This is a genomic window from Pseudoroseicyclus sp. H15, from assembly GCF_054353345.1.
In genome coordinates this window covers 763,339-788,292 of the sequence record NZ_JBTHJE010000001.1, presented here as the reverse complement: position 1 = coordinate 788,292, position 24,954 = coordinate 763,339, and the positions used below count along the sequence as shown (strand labels likewise).

General features: G+C 69.0%; 29 protein-coding genes. 13 read left to right on the top strand and 16 right to left on the bottom strand.

The annotated features are described in order from the left end of the window. The first annotated feature begins 75 nt into the window (after positions 1-75). From ACXN5S_RS03775 to ACXN5S_RS03750, 6 genes are read left to right on the top strand one after another with little or no spacing between them, the layout of a single operon-like run. A complete protein-coding gene (locus ACXN5S_RS03775; protein ID WP_458604049.1) occupies positions 76-534 on the top strand; it encodes a RidA family protein in 459 nt (152 codons plus the stop codon). Further along, positions 531-1,286 carry a glycerophosphodiester phosphodiesterase family protein gene (locus tag ACXN5S_RS03770; RefSeq protein ID WP_458604048.1) on the top strand — a complete coding sequence of 252 codons (756 nt, stop codon included), beginning with the start codon at positions 531-533 and terminating at the stop codon, positions 1,284-1,286. Before ACXN5S_RS03775 ends, ACXN5S_RS03770 begins: the two co-directional genes overlap by 4 nt. After that, on the top strand, positions 1,283-2,473 hold the full coding sequence (locus ACXN5S_RS03765) for a GNAT family N-acetyltransferase (protein WP_458604047.1): 1,191 nt from the start codon (positions 1,283-1,285) through the stop codon (positions 2,471-2,473). Before ACXN5S_RS03770 ends, ACXN5S_RS03765 begins: the two co-directional genes overlap by 4 nt. Next, positions 2,470-2,757 (top strand): 4a-hydroxytetrahydrobiopterin dehydratase, encoded by a 288-nt coding sequence (locus ACXN5S_RS03760; RefSeq protein ID WP_458604046.1) that lies wholly within the window; start codon positions 2,470-2,472, stop codon positions 2,755-2,757. The genes ACXN5S_RS03765 and ACXN5S_RS03760 overlap by 4 nt, the downstream gene beginning before the upstream one ends. Beyond that, positions 2,758-3,636: a mechanosensitive ion channel family protein gene (locus tag ACXN5S_RS03755; RefSeq protein WP_458604045.1), complete on the top strand. Its 879-nt coding sequence runs from the start codon at positions 2,758-2,760 to the stop codon at positions 3,634-3,636. It abuts the gene before it with no gap. Beyond that, positions 3,637-4,038 carry a GFA family protein gene (locus tag ACXN5S_RS03750; protein ID WP_458604044.1) on the top strand — a complete coding sequence of 134 codons (402 nt, stop codon included), beginning with the start codon at positions 3,637-3,639 and terminating at the stop codon, positions 4,036-4,038. It begins immediately after the preceding gene. Positions 4,039-4,104: 66 nt separating this feature from the next. On the opposite strand, the gene ACXN5S_RS03745 is transcribed toward ACXN5S_RS03750, so the two are convergent. Next, a complete protein-coding gene (locus ACXN5S_RS03745; RefSeq protein ID WP_458604043.1) occupies positions 4,105-4,581 on the bottom strand; it encodes a redoxin family protein in 477 nt (158 codons plus the stop codon). A gap of 72 nt (positions 4,582-4,653) precedes the next feature. Between ACXN5S_RS03745 and ACXN5S_RS03740 the strand changes: the two genes are divergently transcribed. Continuing rightward, positions 4,654-5,862: an NAD(P)/FAD-dependent oxidoreductase gene (locus tag ACXN5S_RS03740; protein WP_458604042.1), complete on the top strand. Its 1,209-nt coding sequence runs from the start codon at positions 4,654-4,656 to the stop codon at positions 5,860-5,862. Continuing rightward, positions 5,859-6,425, top strand: coding sequence for an RsmD family RNA methyltransferase (locus ACXN5S_RS03735; protein ID WP_458604041.1), 567 nt, complete (start codon positions 5,859-5,861; stop codon positions 6,423-6,425). Before ACXN5S_RS03740 ends, ACXN5S_RS03735 begins: the two co-directional genes overlap by 4 nt. Positions 6,426-7,012: 587 nt before the next feature. On the opposite strand, the gene map is transcribed toward ACXN5S_RS03735, so the two are convergent. Next, entirely contained in the window at positions 7,013-7,822 is an 810-nt protein-coding gene (map, locus tag ACXN5S_RS03730; RefSeq protein ID WP_458604040.1) for a type I methionyl aminopeptidase, read from the bottom strand. Between the two features lie 84 nt (positions 7,823-7,906). Between map and ACXN5S_RS03725 the strand changes: the two genes are divergently transcribed. Genes ACXN5S_RS03725 through ACXN5S_RS03715 form a run of 3 tightly spaced genes read left to right on the top strand, consistent with a single transcriptional unit; the run spans position 7,907 to position 10,289 of the window. Further along, positions 7,907-8,629, top strand: a complete 723-nt coding sequence (locus ACXN5S_RS03725; protein ID WP_458604039.1) for a competence/damage-inducible protein A — start codon at positions 7,907-7,909, stop codon at positions 8,627-8,629. Next, a complete protein-coding gene (locus ACXN5S_RS03720) occupies positions 8,626-9,345 on the top strand; it encodes a GNAT family N-acetyltransferase (protein WP_458604038.1) in 720 nt (239 codons plus the stop codon). Before ACXN5S_RS03725 ends, ACXN5S_RS03720 begins: the two co-directional genes overlap by 4 nt. After that, entirely contained in the window at positions 9,342-10,289 is a 948-nt protein-coding gene (locus tag ACXN5S_RS03715) for an OmpA family protein (protein WP_458604037.1), read from the top strand. The genes ACXN5S_RS03720 and ACXN5S_RS03715 overlap by 4 nt, the downstream gene beginning before the upstream one ends. 141 nt (positions 10,290-10,430) lie before the next feature. Here the strand turns inward: ACXN5S_RS03715 and ACXN5S_RS03710 are convergent, their stop codons facing one another. Both ACXN5S_RS03710 and ACXN5S_RS03705 read right to left on the bottom strand, forming a co-directional pair. After that, the gene (locus ACXN5S_RS03710; RefSeq protein ID WP_458604036.1) at positions 10,431-11,369 is read right to left on the bottom strand and encodes an L-threonylcarbamoyladenylate synthase; all 939 of its coding nucleotides are present in this window, start codon (positions 11,367-11,369) and stop codon (positions 10,431-10,433) included. An 18-nt stretch (positions 11,370-11,387) separates the two neighbouring features. Then, the gene (locus ACXN5S_RS03705) at positions 11,388-12,140 is read right to left on the bottom strand and encodes an NYN domain-containing protein (protein WP_458604035.1); all 753 of its coding nucleotides are present in this window, start codon (positions 12,138-12,140) and stop codon (positions 11,388-11,390) included. Positions 12,141-12,270: 130 nt separating this feature from the next. Here ACXN5S_RS03705 and ACXN5S_RS03700 point away from each other — a divergent pair, with 130 nt between their 5' ends. Next, a complete protein-coding gene (locus ACXN5S_RS03700) occupies positions 12,271-12,627 on the top strand; it encodes an iron chaperone (protein WP_458604034.1) in 357 nt (118 codons plus the stop codon). 13 nt (positions 12,628-12,640) lie between these two features. Here the strand turns inward: ACXN5S_RS03700 and ACXN5S_RS03695 are convergent, their stop codons facing one another. Further along, positions 12,641-13,012, bottom strand: coding sequence for a hypothetical protein (locus tag ACXN5S_RS03695; protein ID WP_458604033.1), 372 nt, complete (start codon positions 13,010-13,012; stop codon positions 12,641-12,643). A gap of 72 nt (positions 13,013-13,084) precedes the next feature. Beyond that, positions 13,085-14,215, bottom strand: coding sequence for an S-(hydroxymethyl)glutathione dehydrogenase/class III alcohol dehydrogenase (locus ACXN5S_RS03690; protein WP_458604077.1), 1,131 nt, complete (start codon positions 14,213-14,215; stop codon positions 13,085-13,087). Positions 14,216-14,403: 188 nt separating this feature from the next. Between ACXN5S_RS03690 and ACXN5S_RS03685 the strand changes: the two genes are divergently transcribed. Continuing rightward, the gene (locus tag ACXN5S_RS03685; RefSeq protein ID WP_458604032.1) at positions 14,404-15,570 is read left to right on the top strand and encodes a nucleotide sugar dehydrogenase; all 1,167 of its coding nucleotides are present in this window, start codon (positions 14,404-14,406) and stop codon (positions 15,568-15,570) included. Here the strand turns inward: ACXN5S_RS03685 and ACXN5S_RS03680 are convergent. From ACXN5S_RS03680 to ACXN5S_RS03635, 10 genes are all read right to left on the bottom strand, one after another. Beyond that, entirely contained in the window at positions 15,470-16,834 is a 1,365-nt protein-coding gene (locus ACXN5S_RS03680) for a hypothetical protein (RefSeq protein ID WP_458604031.1), read from the bottom strand. The genes ACXN5S_RS03685 and ACXN5S_RS03680 overlap by 101 nt on opposite strands. After that, positions 16,831-17,652, bottom strand: a complete 822-nt coding sequence (locus ACXN5S_RS03675; protein WP_458604030.1) for a glycosyltransferase family 2 protein — start codon at positions 17,650-17,652, stop codon at positions 16,831-16,833. Before ACXN5S_RS03675 ends, ACXN5S_RS03680 begins: the two co-directional genes overlap by 4 nt. Before the next feature lie 9 nt (positions 17,653-17,661). Further along, on the bottom strand, positions 17,662-18,270 hold the full coding sequence (locus ACXN5S_RS03670; protein WP_458604029.1) for a hypothetical protein: 609 nt from the start codon (positions 18,268-18,270) through the stop codon (positions 17,662-17,664). Further along, positions 18,267-18,971, bottom strand: a complete 705-nt coding sequence (locus ACXN5S_RS03665) for an HAD family hydrolase (protein ID WP_458604028.1) — start codon at positions 18,969-18,971, stop codon at positions 18,267-18,269. The genes ACXN5S_RS03670 and ACXN5S_RS03665 overlap by 4 nt, the downstream gene beginning before the upstream one ends. Beyond that, a complete protein-coding gene (locus tag ACXN5S_RS03660) occupies positions 18,961-19,569 on the bottom strand; it encodes a phosphoribosyltransferase family protein (protein ID WP_458604027.1) in 609 nt (202 codons plus the stop codon). Before ACXN5S_RS03660 ends, ACXN5S_RS03665 begins: the two co-directional genes overlap by 11 nt. 12 nt (positions 19,570-19,581) lie before the next feature. Then, on the bottom strand, positions 19,582-20,136 hold the full coding sequence (locus ACXN5S_RS03655) for an acyltransferase (RefSeq protein WP_458604026.1): 555 nt from the start codon (positions 20,134-20,136) through the stop codon (positions 19,582-19,584). After that, positions 20,133-21,413, bottom strand: coding sequence for a lipopolysaccharide biosynthesis protein (locus ACXN5S_RS03650; RefSeq protein WP_458604025.1), 1,281 nt, complete (start codon positions 21,411-21,413; stop codon positions 20,133-20,135). Before ACXN5S_RS03650 ends, ACXN5S_RS03655 begins: the two co-directional genes overlap by 4 nt. Positions 21,414-21,815: 402 nt before the next feature. Next, on the bottom strand, positions 21,816-23,066 hold the full coding sequence (locus ACXN5S_RS03645; RefSeq protein ID WP_458604024.1) for an aminotransferase class I/II-fold pyridoxal phosphate-dependent enzyme: 1,251 nt from the start codon (positions 23,064-23,066) through the stop codon (positions 21,816-21,818). 40 nt (positions 23,067-23,106) lie between these two features. Then, entirely contained in the window at positions 23,107-23,994 is an 888-nt protein-coding gene (locus ACXN5S_RS03640; protein WP_458604023.1) for an ABC transporter permease, read from the bottom strand. Then, the gene (locus ACXN5S_RS03635) at positions 23,987-24,940 is read right to left on the bottom strand and encodes an ABC transporter permease (RefSeq protein WP_458604022.1); all 954 of its coding nucleotides are present in this window, start codon (positions 24,938-24,940) and stop codon (positions 23,987-23,989) included. Before ACXN5S_RS03635 ends, ACXN5S_RS03640 begins: the two co-directional genes overlap by 8 nt. Positions 24,941-24,954 lie beyond the last annotated feature (14 nt).

Genomic DNA, 24,954 nt, shown 5'->3' with positions numbered 1-24,954 from the left:
AGTTGATGCCGCGGGGCCTTGAGGCCGGGCGGGGGGCGCCTTAGCCTTGGGGGCACAACAATGAAGGCCTCCCACATGACGATCGACACCAAGCTCGCCGAGCTCGGGCTCACGCTGCCCGACGCGCCGGCCCCCGCCGCCAATTACGTGCCCTATGTGCAGAGCGGCAACATGCTCTATGTCTCCGGCCAGGTTTCCGCCGGGCCGGACGGGATGATCACGGGCAAACTCGGGGACGGCCTGAGCGCCGAAGAGGGCGCCGTCGCCGCACGGGCCTGCGCGCTGTCGCTGGTGGCGCAGCTGAAGGCGGCTCTGGGCGGCGACCTGACACGCCTGGTGCGGGTGGTGAAGCTGACCGGCTTCGTCGCCTCGGCACCCGGCTTCAACGACCAGCCGCTGGTGGTGAACGGCGCCTCGGACCTCATGGTCGCCCTGTTCGGCGACGCCGGCCGCCATGCCCGCTCTGCCGTGGGCGTCGCCGAGCTGCCGCGCGGCGTGGCTGTCGAGGTGGAAGGCATCTTCGAGATCCGATGAGCCGTGTCCGCCTGCCGCAGGCCTTTCTCACTCGCCCCATCGCGCACCGCGCCCTTCACGGGTCCGCGGGCCCGGAGAACTCGCGCGCCGCGATCCGGGCGGCGATGGAGGCCGGGTATGGCATCGAGATCGACCTGCAGCGCTCGGGCGATGACGAGGCGGTGGTGTTTCACGATTACGACCTCGCCCGCCTCACCGATGCCTCCGGCCCTGTCGCAGCAAAGAGCGCGGCAGAGCTGGAGGCGACCCGGCTGAGCGGCGCGTCCGACGGCATCCCGGGCTTCGCCGAGGTGCTGCGGATGGTGGACGGGCGGGTGCCGCTGCTGGTGGAGATCAAGGATCAGGACGGCGCGCTCGGCCCCGGCATCGGCCCGCTGGAAGAGGCGGCGGCGCGGGCGGCGGCGGGCTACGTTGGCCCGCTCGCCTTCATGAGCTTCAACCCGCACAGCGTGGCCGCCATGGCGCAGCTCGCGCCGCATGTGCCGCGCGGGCTGACGACGACGGGCTACGCGGCGGAGGACTGGCCGGCCCTGCCGGAGGAGGAGCGCGCCAGGCTGCGCGACATCCCCGATTTCGACAGTGCCGGGGCCAGCTTCATCAGCCACGAGGCGGCCGATCTGGGCGCGGGCGCCGTGGCCCGGATCAGGAATGCGGGCCACCCGGTGCTCTGCTGGACGATCCGCTCGGAGGCGGAGGCGGCAGAGGCGCGGCGGGTGGCCGACAACATCACCTTCGAAGGGTTTGCGGCATGAGCGAGCCGGACGAGATCGAGATCTCGACCCTTTCCACGCTGGCCGAGCTGCCGGCGGAGGAATGGGATGCCTGCGCCTGCCCCGAGGCGGCAGATGGCGGGCGGCCGAACGACCCCTTCACTACGCACCGCTTCCTCCTCGCGCTGGAAGAGAGCCGGTCGGTTGGCCGCGGCACGGGCTGGGAGCCGCATTACCTGCTGGCCCGCAAGGAGGGCGAGCTGATCGCCGTGGCGCCGCTCTATGCCAAGGGCCACAGTCAGGGCGAATATATCTTCGATTTCAACTGGGCCCATGCCTACGAGAATGCCGGCGGCGAGTATTACCCCAAGCTGCAGATCGCCGTGCCCTTCACCCCCGCCACGGGGCGGCGGTTTCTCACCAAGCCGGGGCACGAGGCCGAGGGGATGAGCGCGCTGGTGCAGGGCGGCGTGAGCCTCGCCGCGCAGAACCGGATGTCGTCGCTCCACGCCACCTTCTGCACCGAGGCTGAGGCGGTGGCCGGGGCGCAGATGGGCCTGCTGGCGCGGAGCACCCAGCAGTTTCACTGGCATGACGAGGGCTATGGCGATTTCGAGGGCTTCCTCGGCGCCCTCTCCAGCCGCAAGCGCAAGAACATCCGCAAGGAGCGGCGCGAGGCGCAGGGCTTCGGCGGCGAGATCGTCAGCCTCACCGGCGCCGACATCCGCCCAGAGCATTGGGACGCGTTCTGGCGCTTCTACCAGGATACCGGCAGCCGCAAATGGGGCACGCCTTACCTAACGCGCGCCTTCTTCGACCTCGTGCATGAGCGCATGGCCGACGACGTGCTGCTCAGCCTCGCCATTCGCGAGGGGCGGCCCGTGGCGGGGGCGCTGAACTTCATCGGGCGGGACCGGCTGTACGGGCGCTACTGGGGCTGCACCGAGCATCACCCCTTCCTGCATTTCGAGCTGTGCTACTATCAGGCCATCGACTTCGCGCTGGCGAACAGGCTGAGCGTGGTCGAGGCCGGGGCGCAGGGCGAGCACAAGCTGGCGCGCGGCTACCTGCCGGTCGAGACGCATTCGCTGCACTGGATCGGCGATCAGGGCTTTCGCGACGCCATCGCGCGCTATCTGGAGGCCGAGGCCGCGGCGGTGGACGAGGAGATCGAGATCCTCACCTCCTACGGGCCGTTCCGGCGCGACAACAGAGAGGAAGCGGAATGAGCGATCCGATCACCGAAGACGAGAAGGCTGAGGCCATCGAGCGCGGCTGGGTGCTGGCAGACGAGGGCATTGCCCTGGAGAAGAGCTTCAGCTTCAAGAATTTCATCGAGGCCTTCGGCTTCATGACCCGAGCCGCCATGTGGGCGGAGAAGTGGAATCACCATCCCGAGTGGTTCAACGTCTACAACCGGGTCGATGTGAAGCTGACGACCCACGACACTGGCGGTCTGACGGCGCTTGACGCTAAGCTCGCCCGCAAGATGGACCAGTTGGCGAAGGGTTAGATGGACAAACTGCTCAATACCGAACTCTGGCAGGGCCACACGCTTGGCGACCTGTTGACCCTCGAATTCCTCGCGAGCCTGCTTGGGAATGTATTGGCGGCCATCGCCATCCTGTTCCTCGGCTTCATGATCGCGCGCTGGGTGAAACGGCGCATCGAGGGCCTCGGCAAGCGCAAGGCCCATCTCGACAATGCGCTCTTCGGCTTCCTCGGCGATCTGGCCCGCTATGCCATTCTCGCCTTTGCCGTCATCTTCGTGCTCAACACCTTCGGGGTGCAGACGACCTCGATCGTCGCCGCCATAGGTGCCGCCGGCCTCGCCATCGGCCTCGCCCTGCAGGGCACGCTGAGCAATATCGCGGCGGGGGTGATGCTGATCTTCTTCCGCCCGATCCGCATCGGCGATTTCGTTGTGATCAACGGCGTGATGGGCACGGTGAAGGACATCTCGCTCAACTATACCGAGCTGGCTGACCTCCAGAACGTGCAATACATCATCCCCAACAGCGAGGTCTGGGGGAACACGATCCAGAACTACTCCAGCTACAGCACCCGCCGGGTGCAATGGAGCTTTGGGGTGGGTTATGGCGCCAACCTTGCCGATGCCGAGCGGGTGATCCTCGACACGATCATGAGCGACCCGCGCGCGCATAAAGAGCCCGAGCCCTTCATTCAGGTCAACAACCTCAACGAGAGCTCCGTCGACTTCCAGGTACGGATCTGGTGCGCCAATGCCGATGCCTATGCCTTTCAGACGGATATGACCCGCCGGGTGAAAGAGGCGCTCGACGCCAACGGCATCCCGATCCCCTTCCCGACGCGCACCTTGGTCTACGACAACCCCAAGGACGCGCCGGGCCACCGCGAGGCGGCGGAGTAGGTGCTGCGCGCCGAGTGCCAGTGCGGCCAACTGGCCATCGAGCTGGAAGGGCCGCATGTGGGTGGCGGGGTGTGCCATTGCCTCGCCTGCCAGCGGCGGACGGGAAGCGTATTTGCAACGCTGGCCGGCTTCATGGCGCCCTGGCGGGTGATCGGTGAGGCGACGGAATATGTGCGCGTCGGCGACCGGCATGGCACGCGCATCACCTTCCGCTTCTGCCCCGTCTGCGGGACCAACCTGTTCCACACCGAAGAAGGGATGGACGGCTTCGTCTCGGTCGCCGTGGGCGGCTTCACCGACCCCGACTTCCCCCCACCGATGGACAGCGTCTACGAGAGCCGCCGCCATGGCTGGGTGGGCCTGCCGCCGGAGATCGAGCGCTTCGACACGGACCCCGACTGAGCCGCTGGGAGCGGAAACCATATGGTTTCCGCCCGCGATTTCCATATGGAAATCGCCGCTCGGGGCTCAGAGCGTTTCGAGCAGGGCTTCGCCGCCGGAGGTGTCGCAGGTGCCGGGGCTGGCTTCCTCGTTCACCGATTGCACCACGCCGTCATCCACCAGCATCGAATAGCGCTTCGAGCGGTCGTAGAAGCCGACCGGCGGCGCGGTGAAGTTGAGACCGAGCGCCTTGGTGAAGTCCGAGGCGGGGTCGGCGAGGAAGGTGATCTTGTCGGCGCCCATGCTCTCCTGCCACGCCTTCATCACGAAGGGGTCGGCGACGGCCACGCAGTAGATCGCGTCCACCCCCTTGGCGGAGAACTCGTCCGCGGTGCGCTGGAAGCTCGGCACATGCGCGGTGGTGCAGGTGCCGGTGAAGGGGCCGGGCAGACCGAAGATCACGATCTTGCGGCCCGCGCTTTCCAGCTTGAGCGTCTCGGGCCCGTCCTCCCCCATCACGAGGAAGCTGGCGTCGGGCAGTCTGTCACCGGCGGCAATGGCCATGGTGTGTCCTTTCGTGATTTCGCTTGTCTGGCAGAGAGGATACTCTCGCGGCGCTGAAGTGAAAGGGGAGCCATGAGCCATTTCGTCGTCATCGGGGCCGGCCAGGCCGGAGCATCCCTTGTCGCCAAGTTGCGCAGCGAGGGGTTCGAGGGCGAGATCACTCTGATCGGCGCCGAGCCCGTGCCGCCCTATCAGCGCCCGCCGCTCTCGAAGAAGTATCTGCTGGGCGAGATGGAGGAGGCGCGGCTCTATCTGAGGCCCGCCGACTTCTACGAAAAGCACGAAATCCGCCTGATGACCGGCACCCGCGTGGTGCAGATCGGCGCCGCCGAGCACCAGGTGCTGCTGCAGGGCGATGATCCCCTCGCCTATGACAAGCTCGCCATCTGCACCGGAGCCGAGCCGCGGCAGCTGCCCTCTGCCCTCGGGGGCGATCTGGAGGGCGTACTGACCATGCGCGATCTGCAGGATGCCGACCGGCTGGCCCCGCTGATGCGCGAGGGCGCGCATGTGCTCGTCATCGGGGGTGGCTATATCGGGCTGGAGGCCGCTGCCGTGGCGGCGAAGAAGGGGCTGAAGGTCACGCTCGTCGAGGCCGGCCAGCGCATCCTCGGCCGCGTCGCCGCCGAGGAGACGGCGGATTACTTCCGCGAGCTGCACCGCGCGCATGGCGTCGAGGTCATCGAGAATGTCGGGCTGGAGCGGCTGGAGGGCGGCGAGGCTGTCGAGCGCGCCGTGCTGGCCGACGGGCGGGTGCTGGAGATCGACTTCGCCATCACCGGCATCGGCATCCAGCCCTCGACCATCCTCGCCGAGAGCGCCGGGCTCGCCATGGAAAACGGCATCCGGACGGATGAGTTCTGCCGCACCTCCGATGCCGACATCTACGCAGCCGGCGATTGCGCCTCCTTCCCCTGGCAGGGCGAGCGCATCCGGCTGGAGAGCGTGGGCAATGCCATCGACATGGGCGAAGCGGCGGCGCTGAACATGCTGGGGCGGGGCGAGGCCTATGTGGCGAAGCCCTGGTTCTGGTCGGACCAATACGAATGCAAGCTGCAGATCGCCGGGCTGAACCGGGGCTACGACCAGATCGTCGTGCGCGACGGCGGCGCGGCGCGCTCGCATTGGTATTACCGGGGCGGCCAGCTCATCGCGGTGGATGCGATGAACGATCCGCGCGGCTACATGATCGGCAAGCGGCTGATAGAGGCGGGCAAGAGCGCCGACCCGGCGGTCGTGGCCGATGCGGGCGCCGACCTCAAGGCACTGCTCTCGGCGTGAGGATCATCGCCGGCCAGCACCGCGGGCTGCGCCTTGCCGATGTCGGCGAGGGCGATGCCGCCGCCGCCCTGCGCCCGACCTCCGACCGGCTGCGAGAGACGATCTTCAACCTGCTCGACGGCGGCCGCTATGGCATGCCGCTGCGTGGGGCGCAGGTGCTGGACCTCTTCGCCGGCACGGGTGCGCTGGGGCTGGAAGCGCTGTCGCGCGGCGCGGAGGCGGCGGTCTTCGTGGAGAACGGCCGCGTCGGGCAGCGGCTGATCCGCGACAACCTTGGCCGCGCCCGGCGCGGTCGCGAGGCGCGGCTGCTGGCGGCGGATGCCACGAAGCTTCCGGTGAATGCTGGCTCGCCTGCAACGCTGGTGTTTCTCGACCCGCCCTACGGCCGTGCGCTCGGCGCCACGGCGCTGGCCTCGGCGAGGGCCGGTGGCTGGGTTGCCGAGGAGGCGCTTGTGGTCTGGGAAGAGGCCGCGCCGCAGCCCCCACCGGAGGGCTTCACGCTGCTGGAGCACCGGAAGGCGGGCGTGGCGCATCTGACGCTGCTCCGGGCGGCGGAGGGCTGAGGCCGGGCTTGCCGTAGGGGCAGTTCGGGCTAGACTTACAGGCATGAGTTCGGGCTAGACTTACAGGCATGACTGCCAGCTTGCCCCTGTTTGCCAGGCCACTGGCCCTGCCCCGAGACCGGGGTCGCGATCAGAGCGCGGCCCGCCCGGCACCGGCGCCCCGACCGGCGGCTGGCCCCCTTCTGATGAGCGACTGCGTGACGCCAATGCAGGGCGAGACACTGCTGTCGCTGCTCTGGAAGCGGATGGAGGGAGAGCGAGACGCTGAGTGATGGCGGCCAGCCCTCCTCATTTCTTTCCGACCAACATCACCGCTCAGTCCCCCGCGCGGAATCAAGGCCTTCAGGCCGCCGCGCAAGCGCCGGCCCGTCCCGGCGGGCTGGCGCTCTGGCTGAGCTTGGTGCTGAGCCTCCCGCTGAGAGGGGTGTTGCCGGCATAAAGCGCTGTGGCGGAGACGTCGTGGCGCCACCCCACGGGCCGGCGTACGAGGAAGGCGGTTGATCGCGGGTCTCTCTAAGAAGGTAGCCCTATCGAAGGGTGGCCCGTGTGGCGGGGCGTACCCCACCGACGATCCCCTCAAACGCGCCTCATCCCCAGGTCGGGTAGAACTTGCCCGCGGGGGAGAGGGTGAAGATCACCGGACCATCCGGCCCGATCCCGATCGAATGTTCGAACTGGGCCGAGAGCGAGCGGTCGCGGGTGACCGCTGTCCAATCGTCGCTCAGCACCTTGGTCGCCGCGCCGCCGAGGTTCACCATCGGCTCGATGGTGAAGAACATGCCCTCTTCCAACATCGGCCCCGTGCCCGGACGCCCGTAATGCAGCACGTTCGGCGGGGCGTGAAACACGCGGCCGAGCCCGTGGCCGCAGAAGTCGCGGACAACGCTCATCCGGTTGCCCTCGACGAAGGCCTGGATCGCTGCGCCGATGTCTCCGAACGTATTGCCGGGCACGGCCGCCTCGATGCCCTTCATCAGGGCGTCATGCGTCACCTCGATCAGGCGCTCGGCCTTCTTCGGCAGCTTGCCGGCCACGTACATGCGGCTGCTGTCGCCGTACCAGCCGTCAAGGATCACCGTGACGTCGATGTTGAGGATGTCGCCATCCTTCAGCTTCTTCGGCCCCGGAATGCCGTGGCAGACCACATGGTTGATCGAAATGCAGGAGGCGTGCTTGTAGCCCTTGTAGCCGATGGTGGCCGACGTCGCGCCGGCCTCGACGACCATGCGCTCTATCTCGGCATCGATCTCTTCGGTGGTCACCCCCGGCTCGATACGCTCCGCGATGCGGTCGAGGATCTCGGCCGTCAGCCGGCCAGCCGCCGCCATGCCGGCGAAATCGCCCGGCTCGTAGATGCGGATGCCATCCCGTGTCAGTCTGCCGCGCGTCTTGTCCAAGCCTGCAAGCCCTCCTAATGCTGTCCACTTAGGACAACCGGCCGCAAAGTTCCAGACCGGCCCCGCGCCGACGAGAGAGAGACCATGACCAATCCCACAGCCGCCATGCTCGTGATCGGCGACGAGATCCTCTCTGGCCGCACGCGCGAGGGCAATGGCCACCATCTGGCCGGCGAGCTGGCGCGGCTGGGGATCGACCTGCGCGAGATCCGCGTGATCGGCGACGATCATGCCACCATCGTCTCTGCCGTGCGGGCGCTGGCCGGGGCGCATGACCATCTCTTCACCTCCGGCGGCATCGGGCCGACGCATGACGACATCACCGCCGAGGCGGTGGCCGAGGCCATGGGCGCCCCCATCGGCGTGCGCGACGATGCCCGCGCAATTCTCGCCGCCCATTACGCCCGGACGGGGCAGGAGCTGAACGAGGCGCGGCTGCGCATGGCCCGTGTGCCCGACAGGGCGACGCTGATCGCCAACCCGATTTCCGCCGCGCCGGGCTTCACGCTTGGCAATGTGCATGTGATGGCCGGCGTGCCGCAGATCTTCGAGGCGATGGTCGCCGGGCTGCTGCCGGGCCTCGCGGGTGGGGCGCCGGTGCTCAGCCAGTCGCTGATGGTGCACCAGGGCGAGGGCGATCTGGCCGGGCCGCTCGGCGAGCTGGCGGCGGAGTACCCTGAGCTTTCCTTCGGCTCCTACCCCTTTCGCCGCCCCGACGGCGCGGTGGGCGTGAACCTGGTGGTGCGCGGGCAGGATGGCGCGGCTCTGGATGCCGCGATGGTGCGGCTGGGGGAGCTCTTCGGGTGACGGCGCCGCTGATCGCCCCCGACCGGCTCTACGGGGCGATCGAGGCGACCTGGCCGCCCCTCTCCACCCGTCGCCTCGGCCCCTGGACGATCCGCAAGGGCGCCGGCGGCGGCAGCCGGGTGAGCGCAGCGACGCTGGAAGGCGAGGTGGCCGGTCTGGACGAGGCCGAAGCCGCCATGCGGGCGCTCGGCCAGGCGCCGCTGGTGATGGTGCGCGCGGGACAGGAGGCGCTGGACGAGACCCTCGCCGGCCGCGGCTATGCGGTGAAGGACCCGGTGGTCACCTACGCGGCGGCGCCGGCTGGATTGGCCGGAGGGCCGGGAGGCGACGTCACCGCCCACTGGCCGCCGACAGAGGAGCAGCGCGAGATCTGGGCCGAAGGCGGCATCGGGCCGGAGCGGCTGGCGGTGATGGCGCGGGTCGCCGGGCCGAAGACAGCCCTGCTTGGCCGGCTCGGGGAGGAGCCCGCGGGCACCGCCTTCGTTGCCATGCAAGGGGGCCTCGCCATGCTGCACGCGCTCGACGTGCGCGCCACGCACCGCCGCCGCGGCCTCGCGCGGCAACTCATGTTTGGCGCCTCCGCCTGGGCCCAGGCGGAGGGGGCCAAGGCGCTCTGCCTGCTCGTGACCCGCGCCAATACCGGGGCGAACGCGCTCTACCGCGGCCTCGGCATGCAGGAGCAGGGCGGCTACCACTATCGCGCCCTGCCGGCATGAGGGCAGCCGCCGCCCTCCTCCTTCTGCTGGCGAGCCCCGCCGGGGCGCAGGTGCTGGACTTTCCCTCCAATGCCGAGATGACCGCCGAGCGGGTGGAAGAGGCCGGCTCCTACGCCGTACCAATCGGCCCGGCGGTTGGCGGAGAGGCCCCCCGAACCGATGCAGAGGGCGAGATCCGCGCCCAGGCCTGGCGCGTCGGCGAGGGGGTGACCACGCTGGAGCTGCTCGCCCCCCTGCGCGCGCAGCTGGAGGCGGCGGGTTTCGACATCCTGCTGGACTGCGCGACCGAAGGCTGCGGCGGCTTCGACTTTCGCCTCGGGCTCGACCTGATCCCGGCGCCCGATTTCTGGTTCGACCTCGGCGACTTCCGCGCGCTGACGGCGGAGCGGCAGGGGGAGGGTGGCACGGAAACTATCTTCCTCCTCACCTCCGGTACCGCGCGCGCCGCCTATGCGCATCTCGTGCGCATCGGCCCCGCCGGCACCGCCCTCTCCGGCACCGGCGCCGCGGCGATGACGCCGGGCCGCGAAGCCTTTGCCGCGCCGTCCATCCCCGCCGCCCTGCCGGAGGACTTCGCCGCCGAGCTGGAGGGCGCCGGCCGGGTGATCCTGACCGATCTGAGCTTCGAGACCGGCTCGGCCCAGCTCGGCCCCGGCCCCTATGCCTCGCTGCAGGCCCTTGCCCGCTACCTGCAGGACAACCCAGGCCACCGCGTGGCGCTGGTGGGCCATACCGACACCGAAGGCGGGCTCGACGGCAACATCACCCTCTCCCGACGCCGCGCCGGATCTGTGCTGGAACGGCTGGTGAGCCGTTACGATATCCCGCGAAGCCAGCTCGCGGCGGAGGGAATGGGCTACCTCGCGCCGGTGGCCAGCAACCTGACCGAGGCGGGGCGCGAGGAGAACCGGCGGGTGGAAGTGGTGCTGACCTCGGGGGAGTAGGTCGGTGCTGGCTGAGAGTGCGGGACCGGGGGCCAGCCCCCGGAGCCCCCGGGATTTATTGGAGCAAAGACAGGGGGATGGTGAGGCCGCGCTCGGCTGAGGATCGGGCGGTCGCTGGTTGGGTGCGGCGTGTCGGAAGGCTCAGGGGCGGGGGGCGGCGGCGCGGCGGAGGCGGTCGTTGATGGCGCGACCGAGGCCGTGGTCGGGGATGGGGGCTACCGCGATGCGGGTGGCGCCCATCGCGTCGAGCTGGTGCAGGCAGGCGAAGAGATTGGCTGCCGCCTCGGTCAGGTCGCCGCTGGACGAGAGGTTCAGGTCGGCAGCGGACGGGCCGAAGCCGAGAAAGGTCTCGCCGGGGCGCGCCGCTTCGGCATCGAGGCGGATGGTCCCCGTTGGAGCGTAATGCGAGGCGAGCTGGCCCGGTGAGGTCGGGCTGGCATTGGCGGGCGGCGGGGCGAGGGGCGCGCCGAGGCAGGCCTCGATCGCTTCCGCCGGGATGCCACCGGCGCGCAGCAGGGCGGGCGCGCCGGTGAGGCCGATGATGGTGCTCTCGACGCCGACGTCGCAGGCACCGCCATCGAGCACTGCTGCGATCTTGCCGGAGAGGCCGGCGAGCACATGCTCCGCCGTGGTGGGTGAGACGCGGCCGGACGGGTTGGCGGAGGGGGCCGCTACGGGGCGGCCAGTCGCCTCAAGCAGCTGCCGGGCCAGGGAATGGGCGGGCAGGCGGATGCCGAGCGAGGGGAGGCCGGCGCTGGCGAGGGAGGCGATGCCGTTGCCGGGCCTTGCGGGCAGCACCATCGTCAGAGCGCCGGGCCAGAAGGCGGCGGCGAGGCGCTCGGCCTCGGCGCTCAGCTCCACCAGCTCCGCCGCCTGCGTAAGCGAGGCGACGTGGACGATCAGGGGATTGAAGCTGGGGCGGCCCTTGGCCTCGTAGATACCGGCGACCGCCGTGCCATTGGTGGCATCGGCGCCGAGGCCGTAGACCGTCTCCGTCGGAAAGGCGACGAGGCCGCCGCCGCGCAAGAGGTCGGCGGCGCGGGCGAGCCCGGCCTCATCGGGCGACAGCCGCTCCGTCATCCCAGCCGCTCCCGCATCTCAGTCGCGCCGGCGGACCAGCAGCTGGTTGCCGGAGCCCGTCTTCGTCTCGAAGATCTTCAGCTCGCGGATCAGGTCGCTGAGCTTGCGCTTGCCATAGGTCCGCGTGTCGAAATCGGGGTTGGCGCTGGTGATGTATTGGCCGAGCTGGCTGAGCGTATACCACTCGTCCTCCTGCTCGATCGCATCCATCGCCCCGGTGATGAGGCGGCGCGCCTCGTCGGGCGTGCCCTTCGGGCCGCCATCCGGCTCTGCAGTCTCAGGCGGCGGCGCCGGCGTGCTGGGCTGGGCGGGCGGCTCGACCGACTCGTGGCCGTCGCCGAGGTTCTCGACGAAGATGAAGCGCTTGCAGGCCTTGCGGAACGCCTCCGGCGTTTTCTTCTGGCCGATGCCGTAGACATCCATGCCCTGCTCGCGGATGCGGCTGGCGAGGCGGGTGAAGTCGCTATCCGAGCTGACCAGCACGAAACCGTCGAAGCGGCCGGTGTGCAGCAGATCCATCGCGTCGATGACCAGGGAGATGTCGGAGGCGTTCTTGCCCACGGTATTGGCGGGCGCGTGGTGCGGCACCAGCCCGAGCTCTGCCTGCATCTTCCCCCAGCCTGCCATGCGCTGCGAGGAGAAGTCGCCATAGCAGCGCCGCACGGAGGCCTCGCCCAGCGAGGCGATCTCGGCAAAGACGGCGCGGGCCTTTGCGGGCGAGGAATTGTCGGCGTCGATCAGGACTGCGAGAAGCGGGCGGCTGTCGGGCATGAGGGGCCTTTCGGGCTCCGGGAAGGATGCGGCACACCTAGGCTCTTCGGCCCCGGCTGGCAACGCGGCCTTTGCGGACAGGGGGCGGCGGGCTACCCTCGACCGACGGCCATCGAGCGAAGGCGGCAGAATGAGCGCCACGGACACGCCAGACGCCTACATCGCCGCCGCGCCCGAGGCGCTGCAGCCGGCGCTTCACCAGCTTCGCGCCCGGCTCGCCGCGGCGCTGCCCGGCGCCGAAGAGATCATCCGCTACGACATGCCGGGCTTCGCCATCGGCGGCACGGTCATCGCCGGCTATGCCGCCTTCAAGAGCCGGTGCGGGCTTTACGTCAGCTCCGGCGCCATCACGGCCTGCCGCGAAGATATCGCCGCCGCCGGGCTGAAGGCCACGAAGACCGGCGTGACCTTCTCGCCCAAGAAGCCGCTGCCCGATGCGCTCGCCGAGGCACTGGCCCGGGCGGGGCGCCGCGATATGGGGCTCTGAGCGCCGGAAGGCCTTAATACGTCTTGTCCCAGAGCGCGAGCAGCCGGTCATGCACCAGCTCGCGCTCGTCGGGGAAATCGTGGCTGGAATGCGAGACGAGGTAAGGCGCGATCTGGTCGTTCACCTGCGGGCAGATGATGAGGGAATCCACATCTTCGCCGAGCTGGTCGTAGCCGGCTGCCGTCCAACCGGCGCCAGAGACATCAGTGCCCGGCGCATAGGTGTCGCGGTAGCGCTGGAAGACACGGTCGGCGCGGTCCATGCAATTGGCCTCGGTGTCCATCCAGCCGAGTTCGGTGGCCGTCCAGCCTTCGGCGAGCGCAGGGCCGGCCAGAAGGCCGATCGCGGCGGCGAGAGCCCATGCGGGGCGGGGTGAAATGAACATCTGAAAACCTCCTCCTTCAGAAAAACAGTGCCGCCGGCGCCAGAATGCGGCGCCGGCGGAGAGCAGTTTGGCTTAGTAGACGACGACGGCGCGGATGCTCTCGCCCTTGTGCATCAGCTCGAAGCCTTCGTTGATGTCTTCAAGCTTGAGCGTGTGCGTGATCATCGGGTCGATCTCGACCTTGCCGTCCATGTACCAGTCGACGAACTTCGGCACGTCGGTGCGGCCCTTGGCGCCGCCGAAGGCCGTGCCCTTCCACGTGCGCCCGGTGACGAGCTGGAACGGGCGGGTGGAGATTTCGGCCCCCGCCGGCGCCACGCCGATGATGACGGAGACACCCCAGCCGCGGTGCGAGCATTCCAGCGCATCCCGCATGACATTCACGTTGCCGGTGGCGTCAAAGGAATAATCGACCCCGCCGATCTGGTCGCGCTCGGTCTTGGTGAGATCGACGATGGCCTGCGTGACGGAGCCCTCGAGCTTCGACGGGTTGACGAAATGCGTCATGCCGAACTTGCGGGCCATCTCCTCCTTGCCGTCGTTGAGGTCGACGCCGATGATCATGTCGGCCCCGGCCATGCGCAGGCCCTGGATCACGTTGAGCCCGATACCGCCGAGCCCGAAGACTGCGGCGGTCGAGCCGATCTCGACACCGGCGGTGTTGATGACGGCGCCGATGCCGGTGGTCACACCGCAGCCGATGTAGCAAATCTTGTCGAAGGGGGCGTCGTCCCGCACCTTGGCCAGCGCGATCTCGGGCATCACCGTGTGGTTCGCGAAGGTCGAGCAGCCCATGTAATGGTAGATCGGCGTGCCATCGAGCATCGAGAAGCGCGTCGTGCCGTCGGGCATCAGGCCCTGGCCTTGCGTATTGCGGATCGCGGTGCAGAGGTTCGTCTTGCCCGACAGGCAAGAGGGGCATTCGCGGCATTCCGGCGTGTAGAGCGGGATGACATGGTCGCCCGGCTTCAGCGTGGTGACGCCCTCGCCGACCTCGACGACCACGCCCGCGCCCTCATGGCCGAGGATGGAGGGAAAGAGACCCTCGGGGTCGGCGCCCGAGCGGGTGAACTCGTCGGTATGGCAGATGCCGGTGGCCTTGATCTCCACCAGAACCTCGCCGGCCTTCGGGCTCTCGAGATTCACCTCCATCACTTCCAGCGGCTTGCCCGCTTCGAGCGCCACGGCGGCCATTGTGCGCATCATTTGTCCTTCCAAGATTTTTGGGCAGGCTACGCAATTTGCGGGCCGGATGACAAACGGTTTGGCGCGGCGGATGGCCGCTGGCAATCGGCTCTCGCGGCTTGCGAAGGTCTCGCGATACTGGCAGTCGCTTGGGTGAAACGCTGCGGCCGGGCACCCGGCACGGGGCGGAGAGCTGGAGAGACCGTATGAAGATTGCAGTCGCGGGGATCGGATATGTGGGGCTGTCGAACGCGGTTCTGCTCGCTCAGCACAACGAGGTCGTGGCTGTCGACCTCTCAGCACGGCGCGTCGAGACAGTGAATGCGCGCAAATCCCCGATCATCGACACCGAAATCTCGGACTACCTCGCCAACAAGGCCCTGAACCTCGCCGCCACGACCAGCCCCGAAGAGGCATACGCCGGGGCCTCCTTTGTCATCGTCGCCACCCCCACAAACTACGATCCGGCCACCAACCACTTCGACACCCGCAGCGTCGAGGCGGTCATCGCCGATGTCACGCGCCTGGCACCCGATGCGGTGATCGTCATCAAGTCGACCATCCCCGTCGGCTACACGGCCGATATCCGCGCCCGCTCCGGCAACGAGAACATCATCTTTTCGCCCGAGTTCCTGCGCGAGGGCCGGGCGCTGCATGACAACCTCTACCCCTCTCGCATCGTCGTCGGTGAGCGCTCCAAGCGGGCCGAACAATTCGCCGAGCTGCTGAAAGAGGGCGCCATCCGCAAGGACGTCCCGGTGCTCTTCACCGACCCGTCGGAAGCAGAGGCGATCAAGCTGTTCTCCAACACCTTCCTCGCCATGCGCGTCGCCTATTTTAACGAGCTCGACACCTTTGCCGAGGTGCATGGCATGCAGTCGCGGCAGATCATCGACGGCGTCAGCCTCGATCCGCGCATCGGCGGCCATTACAACAACCCCTCCTTCGGCTATGGCGGCTATTGCCTGCCGAAGGACACGCGCCAGCTGCTCGCCAATTACAGCCAGGTGCCGCAAACGCTGATCCGCGCCATCGTCGATGCCAATTCGGTGCGCAAGGATTTCATCGCCGAAAGCATTCTGGCGAAGAAACCCGAGGTTGTGGGCATCTACCGGCTGGTGATGAAGGCCGATTCCGACAATTTCCGCGACAGTTCGGTGCAGGGCGTCATGAAGCGGATCAAGGCGAAGGGTATTCCCGTCATCGTCTTCGAGCCCAATCTCGATGCGGCGGAGTTCTTCGGCTCGCCGGTGGTCACCAGCCTGGATGACTTCAAGGCGCAGGCCGGGCTGATCGTGGCCAACCGGGTGACGGAAGAGCTGCAGGATGTGGGCCACAAGGTGTATACCCGCGACCTCTTCGGGGGCGATTGAGCCGCGGAAGGACAGCGCCCCAGCGCCATCGCGGGGCCGGCGTGACATACCCCATGGGCAGGCTGCCCCCGCTGTGGCGCGGGCCCCGCAGGATCAGCGGGTAGCGGATCAGCAGGAAGAACAGCGCCTGGCCAGCATAGTTGAGATTGCTGAAGCTGTTGGAGAAGACCGTCAGCACCGAGCCGGCCATGAGCGCTGCGAAGACCGCTAGGCCGATGATCCCACGAAAGGTGCAGAAGGCGAAGGTCGTCGCAAAGCCGATGGCCGCGGCGAAGGCGAAAATGCCGGGGCGGCCGAGATCGAGATAGGCCGGGTTGAAGCCGGTGGAGACGTTGAACATCGCGCTCTTCAGCCAGTAGCGCTCCACCCCCGCCCGCTGGAAACGGCCAAGGGCGCCGGCCTCGCCCTCCACCAGCCGCGTCACCGCAGAGGGCACGAGCGGGCCAAGGGTGCGCGATAGACCGAGATTGGTCTCGGGCGGGTAGCGTGCGGCGGTGTGGCTTAGATTGTCGAGCGGCGTCGTGGCGTAGAGATAGACCCAGCGAAAGCCGGTATCGCCCGGGAAGGAGAGCCGGCCCTCGAAGCCGCCGTAATCTCCCAGCATCCCGCTGCGGCCGCGCAGGTCGCCGAAGGCACCGAAGGCATAGATGAAGCTCGGCATCGCCGCCGCCGCGAGGACCAGCCCGCGCAGGCGCAGCGGTCGGGTGCAGAGGAAGATCACGGCGTATTCCAGAAAGCAGACGGTGAACATCTTCCGGCTGACGAAGAGCACGGCGTAGGCAATCGGCACCAGCGCGGCGGCCAGGGCGCGCCTGCGGCCCGTGAGGCAGAACTCCGCGAAGAAGACGGCGCCCACGGCAGTGAGGCCGGCAATGAGCAGGCCGTGGATGCTGGCGATGCCGAAGTCAAAATGGCTGATCCTCGCGCCCCGGGCGAGCGCCAGAGCGGGGATGAAGCCCTCGATGGCCGCCTCCACCGCCGCCAGGGCGAGCAGGCCCCAGAGCAGGCCCGCCGCGAGGCGCCGGCGCCGGCGGCAGAGAGCGCCCGATATCCCAAGCCGCAGCTTGCGCGCGGCGAGGCCGGCATAGAGCGCGCCCAGCAAGTAGCCGCCGCAGATCAGCGCCAGCAGCGCCAGAACCGCTTCGGTCGGCGCGGTCAGGCGGGTGCTGAGGCGAAGCTCGAAGAGGGCCAGCACAGCGGCCCAGAGCGCCAGAAAGACCAGGGGCGGGCAGAGCAGCAGCGTCTTTCTGCCCGCCCGCCTCATCCCGGCGCGGCCCCCCTGCCCTTCACGCGCAGCGCCAGCTGGTGCAGCGCCAAGTCGAGCCGCGCCCGGCGGGCGTCACCCGGGGCGCGCGCATGCAGGGCGGCGTGCTTGCGCAGCAGATGCTGGCGCGCCTCCAGCCCCGCCCGGTAGTTGCGCGTCAGCGAATCCGGCGAGAGCGCCACATGGGCGAGCGGCTCGGGCAGGTAGAGCATCGGCCCGTCGGCGGCGAGGCGGATGGCCAGGTCCCAATCCTGAAAGCGCCGCAGGGCGATATCGAAGCCGCCGAGCCGCTCCAGCACGGCCCTGCGGGCCACGAGCGTCTGCGTGCTCACGGCGTTGGCCGCCAGCAACCGGGCCTCGCGGAGCGGGTCGCGCAGCAGCACCAACGGCGCCTCGGCCCGGGCGAGCGCCTTCGGCATCAGCCGGGCGGTGCGCCGGGCGGGATCGTAGAGCGTGAAGGCGGAGAAAACGGCGTTCAGCTCGCCTGCGCCCTCTGCCTCATGCCGCGCCAGTTCGCGCGCGATCGTCTCCAGCTTGTGGGGCAGCCAGGCGTCGTCGCTGTCCTGAAACGCGATCCACGGGTGGCGGGCCGCGGCGATGCCGGCGTTGCGCGCGGCGCTGCCCCCGGCGTTCGGCTGCGAGATGAGGGTGAGGTTTGGCAGGGCCAGCGCCTCCACCACCGCACGGGTGTGGTCGGTCGAGCCATCGTCGACGACGATGATCTCACCCGGCGGGCGCGTCTGATGCGCGGCGGAAAGGACGGCGCCGGCGATCTGCGCGGCGCGGTTATAGCTGGGGATGATGACGGAGATCTGCATGCAGGCAGGCTACGCCATCCACAGCCGCATCTGGCGGGTCACGTGATGCCGCAGCCCCGGCGCGCGGTTGGCATTGTGGCTCTGGCGCCATTCGGCCAGCGCGGCGTTCGGCACCTCGTCGACCCCCGCCCAATGCGCGAAGCGGGTGAACTCCGCGACGGGAGCGGCAAGATCGAAGCTCATCACATGGGCCTGGCGGGCGAAGAACAGCGCGAGCGTACTTTCGGCCCAGTCGACGTAGTCACGGCACATCGCCTCGATCTCGCTGGCCCGCACGCGGGGCCGCATCCGCACCCCATGCGTCCATGCCCGCACGACAGAGACGGTTAGCGGCCAGCGCGCCGCGTAGCTTTGCGCGATCTCAGCCGGGTCGCGCCGGATATGCACGTAGTGGGCCTTGTCGCCGTAGCGCGCCTCGAGCTGCTGCAAATGGAAGACCAGGCGATTGTCGGCCTCGATGTGGTGCCGCGGGTAACCCAGCCGCGTCGCCAGCGGCTCTGTCACGCGGGTTTCGTGCCCGGCGGTGAAGCCGGGCAGATGAGCGGCGGCGCGCGCGAAGGTGGTCGTCGCCGTGCGCCCGGCGGAGAGGACGAACACCTGGCTCGCCGGCACGCTCATGTCGCGGCCTCCAGTGCGCGTCGCGCCGACGGCTCGGGCAGGATCTTCGTGGCGCAGAGGCGCCGCCCCTCCGCCGGCGGGCCGTACCAGAGCACCTGCAGCGACAGCCGGCAGAGCGGCAGATCGTCGGCATGGTCGGTGGCGAGCACGAAGGGCCGCCCGGCCCAGCCCCGCGCGGCCATGACAGAGCGCACCTCCGCCGCTTTGCGGGCGCCCAGCGTCTCGTCCAGCCCGTGCGGGGTGAGACGGCTGGCGACGACGGCGTCGAAGGGTCCCCTCCGGTTGAGCGCGCGGGCGTAGGGCAGCGGCGCGGCGGTGGCGAGCAAGCAAGGGATGTCGCGCTCGCGCGCCTCCCAGGCCAGCTCGATCAGCTCGGGCCGGAAGCTGCTTGCCAGACCCTTGGCGAAGCGGATGAGCTGCGCCTCGGCCCGGTGCGGCGCCCGCGCCTCGGCCGCCTGCCAGAGCTGCATCACCCGTGCCTTCATGGCGGCATGGCTGGCCCGCCCGAGCGCCCGAAGCGCGATGGCCCGCAGCAAGACGAGGCGACCGCCCAGCCGGGCGCCCGGCAGGCCGTGCAGTAGCAGATGGCGCAGCCAGAGGTGAAAGCTGTTGCCCGGCAGCAGCGTGCCGTCGAGGTCGATCACCAGCACGTCGCCGGGGCGCAGGGGCGAGGCCTGACCAAGCACGGGATCACTCGGCATGATAATCCTCCGACCAGAAGAAGCGCACGAGCGTGCCGTAGCCGGTGGCGGCGTAATCTGGCTCGACGAGCGGGTGCTCCATCGTGCGCGAGATCGAGAAGCTGCGGATCTCGGCGCGCGGGAAGAGCCGGCCGAGGTGATCCATCACGTCGGCCATCGTCTGCCCGGTATCGACCGCGTCATCGACCACGAGGATCCGGCGCTCGCTGTACTCCCGGGCGGCGAGCGTGGCGCCGCTTTCCACCCGCACCGCGTCGCGCCCGCCCCGCGCGGCCCGGCCGCCCCGGCCGCGGGCGCGGACCCGGCGCTCGCGCATCCGGTGCTCGGCAATGCGCAGCCGGTCGGTCACCATATAGGGCATGGGTTTGAGCACTGTCCCGACGCTCATGCCGGTCTTGAGCCTGGTGCTCTCGCGCTGGCGCCGCACAATCGCCAGCCGCGCCTCGGGGAAATCCTCCAACGCCAGGCGGGCAACATGCTCGCCCCCCGTGCGAATGCCCACGACGAGTTCGGGCAGAAAGCCGCTCTCGCGCACGCGTCGAGCGAGCCGGCCCGTCTGGTCGGCCAGCTGGGCGGGGGTAAGGGTCAATACGTCCATCGCGCTGTCTCCTCATGAGAGCGGGCGCCCCCCGGGCCCGGAATAGGCGCCGGCCGCTTCCAGCCGGTCGTAATGTGACGCCACCCGCGCCTTGAGCGGTGCGGCCTGCGCCGCGCCGAAGATCTGCCCGCGCCCGACTTCTCCGGCGACGACGGCCCCCGCCCCGATGATGGCGCCGTCGCAGATGCGGGCGCCCGGCAGCAGCGTCACGCCGATGCCGATCCACACGTTGCGGCCGATGGAGACCGGCCGGGCAGTGAGCGTGTCGTCGAAAGGCAGGAGGGTGCCGTCATGGCGGTGGTTGACCGTGTAGACGGTCAGCCGGTGCGAGATATGCGTATTGTCCCCGATGGTCAGGCCGCCCTCGGCGCGGATAAAAAAGCCGCGGCCCAGATGCACATTGCTGCCGATGCGCATGGCGGGAAGGCCGGTCATGTAGCCGGGCCCGGCCAGCGCGGGGGCCTGCGTGTGGCGGGCGATGAGGGCGCGTTGGTACTCCGCCTCTGCCCGGCCCGCGATGCGACGGGCGAGGTGAATAGCGCGACCGAGATGGGCGAGGGCTCTCATGAGACCAGCCCCCGCGGCATGGGCCGGGACAGGGCGGTGGGGTTGATCTGCAGCGTTCCGAAGGCGGCGAGCGCGGTGCCAAGGCTCTGCATGGCGGCCCAGCCGACGTAGCCCCAGCAGAAGCCGGTGAGCCCGTAGGCCCGCCCAAGGGCGAGGCAGAGCATGGCGCCAAGCCCGAGCGAGGTGGCGGAGACGAGGTTGAACACCCGCTGCCGTCCGAACATCACCATCACGAAGCCCGCGGGCCCCGTAGCGGCGTTGAGCAGCGCCGCGAGGCAGAGGATGCGCAAGGTTGGCGCCGCCTCGGCGAAGTCAGCGCCAAAGAGTGACAGCACCGGCCCGGCGAAAGGGATGAGCAGTGCCGCACCCGTGGCCCCGAAGGCCAGGTTTACGCGGGCAGAGGCGGCGCATAGGCGCGAGACGGCCTGGATGTCGGCCGCCCCCGCACCGCCGATCGTCATGGCCCGCAGACGGGGGGTGATAACGAAGTTCATCGCCACGACGGAGAGCTGAAGCAGCATCGCCACTTTCAGGGCCGTGAAGAAATGCGCCGTCGCCGTCAGGCTGAGTGCCAGCCCCGCCAGCACGACGACCAGATGCGGCGCAGCGGTCGAGAGGCTGCCCGCGAGCGTGAAGGACGGCGCCTCGCGCAGCAGGCGACGGCGGGTGGCGGTGATCTCGCTGGAGTTCGCCTGCGCGGGGCCTCTCAGGAGGCCGCTTGTTGCGAGCTGAAGCGCGACTGTGCCGGCGAGGGCAGCGGTGAGGCAGAGCAGCGCCTGCACCGCCGTCAGCCCGCCAAGGCCGAGGGCGGCGAGGGCCACGGCGACGACGGCGCCCCGCCAGAGGATCTCGCGGTAGGCGAAGGCGCGCACAGGACCGTCGATGACCCGCGTGATGCTCTGCAGGATTTCGGACAGGGCGTAGAGCGCCGCGAAGGCGGCGACCGTGGCGACCGCGCCAACCGGGGCGGCCCCGGCGGCCAACGCCAGCGTCGTGGCGAGCAGAGCCACGGTTGCGGCGGCGGGTGCCCAGCGGGCGAGCACATGGCGCGCCAGGGCCAGCCGCTCCGCCCCCTCCCGGCCGCTCATCTCGCGCAGAAGCGACAGGTTGAGGCCGGCCATGAGGGGGATCGAGAGCAGAAGGCCGGCGCTGAGCATCGCGGCGAAGGCGCCGTATTGCGCGACATCCATGGCGCGGGCCAGGGCCGCCAGCCCCAGAACGCTCAGCCCGATGGCCGCGACCTTGAGCGCAAAGATTGCGGCAACCTCGCCCTTCATGAGAGCGCACCTTTACCGCTGGCTGAAACCCGATCGGCCACACCAAAACCCATTCACAGCCGGCAATTCGGTTTGCCGGATTACTCGGAAACGTCGGAGAGAATGGCTCTCCTGACCCGAGGGTTCAGCTGGGGGTGAGGCCTGTCAATGAGGGGTACGATAGAGGCCGACAGAGGGCTGCCCGAATGCGGATCAAGACATTGTAACTAAATGATAATAAACTTCGATAATTCGCGGGAGCGGCGTTATTGAACTGTAAACCTCTAATAACGGATGGTTAATCGCGGGACTTTCCGGGAAACCCATTCACCATTTAGAAACCTTCGAGTCGCGCTACCCGCGAAAAGCAAGGGCGGCGACCCTTCGCAGGTCGCCGCCCCCTAACCTCGAAAGCGCTCGAACTTACGCCAGTTGCCCCGGCGATGCAGGCTCCTGCGCCGCCGCCTGCTGCGACCCGGCCCCGTAGGCCTTGCCAAGAACCGAGACGACGCGGTCCAGCGCCGCCGCCCATTCCGCCTCGTCGCGCGCGTAGCACAGGCGGAAGAAGCCGTCGGTCTCCGGGCCGAACTGGTAGCCGGGGCTCACCAGCACGCCGGCATCGACCAGCAGGCGCCGGGCGACCTCGGCCCCCGGCAGATCCAGCGCCCGGGCGTCGCACCACGCATAGGCGGTGCCGCGGCCGGTGGTGACCTTCAGCCAGGGGAGCGCCGAGAGCTTGTCGCGGGTGAGGTCGCGCAGCGCCGTCAGCTCGGGGATGCGCGCGGCCAGCCACTCGCCATCCTCGCCCAGCCAGCGCGTGAGGAGGCTCTGGGCATAGGCCGGGGCGCGCAGCGAGGTGATCGAGAGCACGTTTTCCATCCGCGCGATCAGCGCCTCGGGGCCGATGGCCACGCCCAGGCGATAGCCGCTGAGCGATTCCGTCTTGCTGGGGCCAAGCAGCGTGATCGTGCGCTCCGCCATGCCGGGCTGCGCGGCGATGTGGAAGAAGGGCATGCCCTCGTGCAGCAGCCGGCAATAAAGCTCGTCGGCCACCACGGTGACGTCGTGCTTGATCGCAAGGCGGGCGATCTCGGCCACCGTCTCTTCCGAGAAGACCGTGCCCGTCGGGTTGTTCGGGTGCGAGAAGACGAAGACCTTCGCGCCACCGGCAAAGGCAGCCTCGAGCGCCGCCATGTCGGGCGTCTCGGCGGCCAGATCCAGCGAGACATGCCGCACCTTTGCGCCGAGGAAGGAGGCCATGCGCTCGTCGAACAGGTATTCCGGCGAGAGCAGCACGACCTCGCCGCCCTCCGGCGCCAGAGCCCCCATCGCGGCGAAGAGCGCCGATTGGGTGCCGGCGGTGAGTATGACGTTGCGCTCCGGGTCGACCGGCAGGTCGAGCAGCTTGGCGCTGTTGGCGGCGACAGCCTGCAGCACGTCGGCATGGCCGCGATAGGGGCTGTAGGCGCGGGTGCCGTCCCGCAGGACCTCGCCCATCATTTCGGCCGCCCAATCCGGCGCGGGGAAGCGGACGGTGTCGAAATGGGTGGTGTCGAGAAAGGCATCTGGCGCCTGTGCGATCAGCGCGAGGTCGGCCTCGCGCGCGCTCTGGCCGCCGACCCGCTCGGGCAGCGCCAGGCGGGCCAGCCGCGCGGGATGGTGGGGTGCGGTCATGTCTGTTTCCTCCGGAAGGATATTATCGGGCGCCGCGATCTCAGCCGCGGGGCTCCATTGCGTCGCGCAGGCCTTCGCCCACGAAATTGACGGCGAGCACCGTGAAGAAGATGGCGAGCCCCGGCGGGATCGCGAGCCAGGGTGCGATCGCCAGCCAACCACTGGCCGAGTTCAGGATGTTCCCCCAGGTCGGCACCGGCGGCAGGATGCCGAAGCCGAGGAACGACAAAGCGGATTCCAGCATGATCGAGCTGCCGACGGCCAGCGTTGCGGCCACGGTGATCGGCCCCAGCGCATTGGGCAGGATATGGCGGAACATCAGCCGCGGCCCTCCTGCCCCCAGCGCCCGCGCCGCCTCGACATATTCCCGCTCGCGCAGGGCGAGGAATTGCGATCGAACGAGGCGCGCCGTGCCCATCCAGATCAGGCCGCCGACGATGGCGACCAGCAGCACCGGGCTGGGCCGGAACAGGGTGGAGAGCAGAAGCACCAGCGGCAGCGTGGGGATCGAGAGCATCACATCGGTGAAGCGCATCAGCACCACGTCCCAGAAGCCGCGGTAGAAGCCGGCGATGGAGCCGATGAAGGTGCCGACGATCGTCGAGATGATCGCGCCGAGCAGGCCCACGCCCAGCGAGACACGGCCGCCGTAGATCAGCCGGGTCAGCGCGTCGCGCCCCAGCTCGTCGGTGCCGAGCCAATGCTCGGAGGAGGGCGCGCCGGGCATGCCGATCAGCATGAAATCCTGCTGATCGTAGGCATAGGGAGAGAGCCAGGGCCCGACGATGACGATCAGCGTCATGATCACCAGCAGGACGAGGCCCACCACCGCCAGGCGGTGCCGCGCGAAGCGGGAGGCCATCTGGCGCAGCGGCCGGCGGCTCTGCGTGGCCGGCGTGTCGAGTGTATCTGTTGTGAGATCAACCATGACGGATCCGGGGGTCGAGCGTGGCATAGACGATGTCGGCCAGGATATTGGCGCCGACGACGCCGACGGAGCCCATCATCATCAGGCCCATGAGCATCGGGTAGTCGCGGCCGTTCATGCTTTCCACGAACAAGCGGCCGATGCCGGGCCAGGCGAAGACGGTCTCGGTGATGACAGCACCGGAGATAATGGTGACGAAGTCGATGGCGATCACCGTCACGGCGGGGATCATGGCATTGCGCAGGGCGTGCAGCACGATCACGGCCGGCTCGCGCCGGCCCTTGGCATAGGCGGTACGAATGTAATCCTGGCTGAGCACGTCGACCATGCCGGAGCGGATGTAGCGGCTCCAGCTGGCGATGGTGGCCAGCGACAGAACCGTCACCGGCATGATCAGGTGGACCAGCCGGTCAGAGAACGAGCCGTCGCCGATGGATTTCATCCCCGCAGAGGGCAGCCAGCCCAGCCAGACGCTGAAGATCAGCTGCAGCAGCAGCGCCGACCAGAAGACGGGCAGCGAGATGCCGGCGAAGGCGGCGAGCGTGACGGTGCTATCGGTGCGGCTGCCACGGCGGGCGGCACTGATGATGCCGAGCGGCAGCGCGATCATGAAGGACAGGAGCATCGAGATGCCGCCGAGCTGCAGCGTGGGGCCGAGCCGGGTGACGATCTCGTCGAGCACGGGACGCCCGGTGCGGATCGACAGGCCCCAGTCGCCGGTGACCATCGAGCCGAGCCACTTGACGTATTGCAGCGGCAGCGGGTCGTCGAGGCCGAAGCTCTCGCGGATCTGCGCCAGCGCCTCGGGCGAGACCGAGGGGTTGTCGGCATACACGTCGAGCGGGCCGCCGGGGGCGAGGTGGATGATGACGAAGAGCACCAGCGAAATCCCGAAGAGCAGCGGGATCGCGCCAAGGATACGCCGGATGAGGAAACTGAAGCTCACTTGAATCCCTTTGG